Here is a 3727-nt window from a genome sequence, read left to right on the forward strand (position 1 = left end):
AGCCGGCGCGCCGGCGTCGTCCGCCCCGGCTCCGGCCGACGCTGCCCCCGCCGCCCCGGCCTCGTCCGCCGCCTCCGCGGCGCCGGCGGCCACCGCCGAGGTCGGCGGCACGGACGCCCGCTCCGGGCTGACCGTGGCCTCCCGCACCCCGCTCACCGGCGTGCGCCGCGTGATCGCGGACCAGATGGTGCGCTCGCGGACCGTGGTCCCGGACGTCACCGCGTGGCTGGACGTGGACGTCACTGGCCTGCTCGAGCTCCGCTCGGCGCTCAAGGCCAAGGACCCGGAGAACGTGCCGTCCCTGCTGGCCCTGATCGCGCGCTTCACGCTCGCGGGCCTGCAGCGGTACCCCGTCATGGCCGCCCGCATCGAGCGCGCCGAGGACGGCCGCGAGGAGGTCGTGGAGTTCGACGGCGTCCACCTCGGCCTGGCCGTGCAGACGGACCGCGGCCTGATGGTCCCGTCCGTGGAGCACGCCGAGCGCCTCTGCGCCGAGGAGCTCACCCGCGCGATCGGCGAGACCATCGCCCGGGCGCGCGAGGGCAAGTCGGCCCCGGCCGAGCTGACCCGCGGCACGTTCACGCTGAACAACTACGGGCCGCTGGGCACGGACGGCGCCACGCCGATCCTCAACCACCCCGAGGTGGGCATGCTCGGCATCGGCCGGATCATGGACCGCCCGTGGGTCGTGGACGGGCAGATCGTGGTGCGCAAGGTCGCGGAGATGACCGTCTCCTTCGACCACCGCGTCACCGACGGCGCCACCGCGAGCGCGTTCCTCACGTTCGTGGCGGACTGCCTGAACGACCCGACGGCGGCCCTCGCCCGGATCTGATCCCGTCCGGAGCGGTTCCGCCCCGGCTCTCTCCGGGAGCCTCCCATCGCGGCCCCGCCGGCCCTGCGCCGGCGGGGCCGCGGCGCGCCCGGGGCCGGACGCCCCGGCGGCGTGGAACGCGGCCGTGGGGACGGAGATCAGCGGGGCCGACGGGCGTCCACGCGGCGCAGCAGGGTCAGCAGCAGCCCGGCCAGGACGGCGGCCGGGGAGGCGCTGAGCAGCACGCCGGCGGTGGCGGCGAGGGGATGGGCGGCGGCGGCCACGGCAGGCTCCGGGAGGGTGAGCGCGAGCAGCACCGCGCCCGCGGCGAGGCCGCCGAGGCCGGCCGTCCACAGCAGGACCTCGACGGTCCGCTCGAGTGCGGAGGTCCGGCGTCGCCCGGTGCCGGGGCCGCGCCGCCACGGGGCCACGAGCACGGCCCACAGCCCGGCCACGGCGACCGCGGCCGCCATGTCCGCGGGCCGGTGCCAGGCCTCGAGGTAGGCGGCGGTGCCGGTGAACGCGGTGGCCGCGGTGCCGGCCACGGCCGCGGCGGGCCGCCAGCGCGCGGGCACGAGCAGCAGGACCGTGGCCGCGGCCGCGGCCACGAGCGTGGTGTGGCCCGAGGGCAGAGAGTTGCCCCCGGCCCACGGCACCCCGTTCTCCAGGGCCGGGCGGGGCAGGACGTGCTTGAGCACCTGGGTGGTGGCGTTGGCGCCCACCAGGGCCACGAGGGCGAGCACCCCCCGGCCGCGCGTCCGCCGGGAGGGCAGGCACGCCAGCGCCGCCAGCCCCGCGCCCGCGGCGAGCGCGGGCGGCAGGAGCCGGACCAGGCGCGGGGCGATGCCCGTGTCCGGGACGCCCCAGCGGTCCTCGACGGCGGCGAACAGCTGGTACTCCAGCAGCTGGCCCGTGCTGGTGGTCACCAGCAGGGCGTACAGCAGGGCCACCGTGACGGCGCAGCCCGCGGCGGCGAGCGCCCACAGGGCATCCGCGCGGCGGGCGGGACGACGCGCGGGCACGGCCGGGGCCGCCCCGGGGTCGGCGCGTGCGTCGTGGGGGTCCATGCCCCCATTCTGGCCGAGTCCGCCCGGTCATGCAGGCTTCACCAGGCCGTCACCGGCCCGTCCCGCCCGCGTGGCCCCGGGGTGCGGGAGCCCTCCTAGCCTGGCCGCATGGACACCCACCTCCCCGTCGCCGGCCCTGCTGCGGGCGGGTCCGGCACGCGTCCCCGCCCCGCCCTGGACCCGCGGCGGCTCGCCGCGGCGCGTGCCGCCCTGGCGGCCGTCGGCCCCGTGCGCCGCCAGGAGCCCATCGAGTGGGCGGCGGAGGAGCCGCTCGCCCCGGACCTCGCCGACTTCTACCGTCATGTGGGCCCGGAGTGGGTGGAGGTCGACACCCTCGGGCTGCCGTTCCTCCTGTTCCCCCTCGAGCGCCTGTGGGACGAGCAGGCCGGGTACCGGTGGAGTCGGCGCACCGGCGCCCGCCTGGCGGACTGGGACGAGGACTGGACGGCGGTGGCCCTGCAGGGCGCGGACCCGTTCATCCACCAGGCCTCCACCGGGCACGTGCTCATGGTCCTCGACGAGGAGGGATGGGAGGACCGGACCACCGAGCCCGTCCCCGTCTTCGAGGACGTGGTGGAGATGACGCTGGCCCTGTGCGCGGTGGGCGCCGCCTGGGCCGGCGCGGACGATCCCTTCACCCCGGACTGGCACGTGCGGCCCGAGGTGGCCGACGCCGTCGTGGTGGGCCTGACGGGGGTGCTCGGCACCGCCGAGCGGGCCCTCCCGCTCGCCCGGGCGCTCGGGTACCCGGCCGCGGGCTGACCGCCGCCGTCGGGCCCGCGCCGGGCGGCGTTCCTAGACTGTCCTGCATGGACCTCGCCGCCGCCCTGCCCCCGCTGCCCGGCTCGCCGGGCGGGCCCGCCCTCCCGGACGTCGAGGAGCTGCTGGAGCACGCCGTCGCGGTGTCCCTGCCGATGTCCGTGCGCTTCCGCGGCACGGACGTGCGCCACGCCCTGCTGCTGCGCGGCCCCGCCGGCTGGGCCGAGTTCTCCCCGTTCCCCGAGTACGGCCCGGCCGAGGCCTCCCGCTGGCTGGCCGCCGCGGTCGAGGCCGGCTGGCAGGGCTGGCCCGAGCCCGTGCGGGAGGCGGTGCCCGTGAACGCGACCGTCCCCGCGGTGGCCGCCGACGACGTCGAGGGCGTCCTGGCCCGCTACGGGGACGGGATCGCCGCGGTGAAGGTCAAGGTGGCCGAGCGCCGTCCCGGAGGCGGCCTCGTGGCCGGCTCCCACAGCGCGGACCTGGCCCGCGTGCGCCGGGTGCGGGCGCTGCTGCCGGACGCGGCGGTGCGGATCGACGCCAACGAGGGCTGGGACGAGGACCAGGCGTTCGCCGCGCTGGAGGCCCTGCAGGACGTGGGGCTCGAGTACGCCGAGCAGCCCGTTCCGGGCATCGCCGGGCTGGCCGCCCTGCGCCGCCGTCTGCGCGCGGCCGGGATCGCCACCCCGATCGCTGCGGACGAGGCCGTGCGCAAGGAGACCGACCCGCTCGCCGTAGCCCAGGCCAGCGCGGCCGACCTGATCGTGGTGAAGGTCCAGCCCCTCGGCGGGGTGCGTCGCGCCGCCGCGATCGTGCAGGCCGCGGGCCTGGACGCCGTCGTCTCCTCCGCCCTGGACACCTCGGTGGGGATCGCCGGAGGAGCGGCCCTGGCCGCGCACCTGCCGCGCCTGCCGCACGCGTGCGGCCTGGGCACCGCCGCCCTGTTCGCCGATGACGTCGTGTCCCCGCCCTGGCGTCCGCGCGGCGGCGCCCTGCCCGCCCCGGGCGGGGCCGCCCCCGAGCCGGACCCGGACCTGCTGCGGCGCGTGCGCGCCGACGCGGACGGGCAGCGGTGGTGGGCCGAGCGGGT

Annotated in this window: 4 protein-coding genes; 3 read left to right on the forward strand and 1 reads right to left on the reverse strand. The window is 78.6% G+C overall.

Features of this window, described 5'->3' with window-relative positions; genetic code table 11:
- Positions 1-835 (forward strand): dihydrolipoamide acetyltransferase family protein (locus tag Q4D18_RS11305; RefSeq protein WP_303128480.1); only part of this gene is annotated, 835 nt, incomplete at its 5' end.
- Between the two features lie 137 nt (positions 836-972).
- On the opposite strand, the gene Q4D18_RS11310 is transcribed toward Q4D18_RS11305, so the two are convergent.
- Positions 973-1881, reverse strand: coding sequence for a phosphatase PAP2 family protein (locus Q4D18_RS11310; protein WP_303128481.1), 909 nt, complete (start codon positions 1879-1881; stop codon positions 973-975).
- Positions 1882-1989: 108 nt separating this feature from the next.
- Between Q4D18_RS11310 and Q4D18_RS11315 the strand changes: the two genes are divergently transcribed.
- Positions 1990-2643 carry a hypothetical protein gene (locus Q4D18_RS11315; protein ID WP_303128483.1) on the forward strand — a complete coding sequence of 218 codons (654 nt, stop codon included), beginning with the start codon at positions 1990-1992 and terminating at the stop codon, positions 2641-2643.
- A 47-nt stretch (positions 2644-2690) separates the two neighbouring features.
- The coding region (locus Q4D18_RS11320) for an o-succinylbenzoate synthase (RefSeq protein WP_303128484.1) at positions 2691-3727 on the forward strand (1037 nt) is incomplete at its 3' end.

The sequence above is a fragment of the Micrococcus sp. genome (assembly GCF_030523875.1).
Classification (GTDB): domain Bacteria; phylum Actinomycetota; class Actinomycetes; order Actinomycetales; family Micrococcaceae; genus Micrococcus.

Coding starts and splice junctions, on each gene's coding strand:
- Q4D18_RS11310 (WP_303128481.1), bottom strand. CDS start 1,881: ATGGACCCCCACGACGCACGCGCCGACCCCGGGGCGGCCCCGGCCGTG.
- Q4D18_RS11315 (WP_303128483.1), top strand. CDS start 1,990: ATGGACACCCACCTCCCCGTCGCCGGCCCTGCTGCGGGCGGGTCCGGC.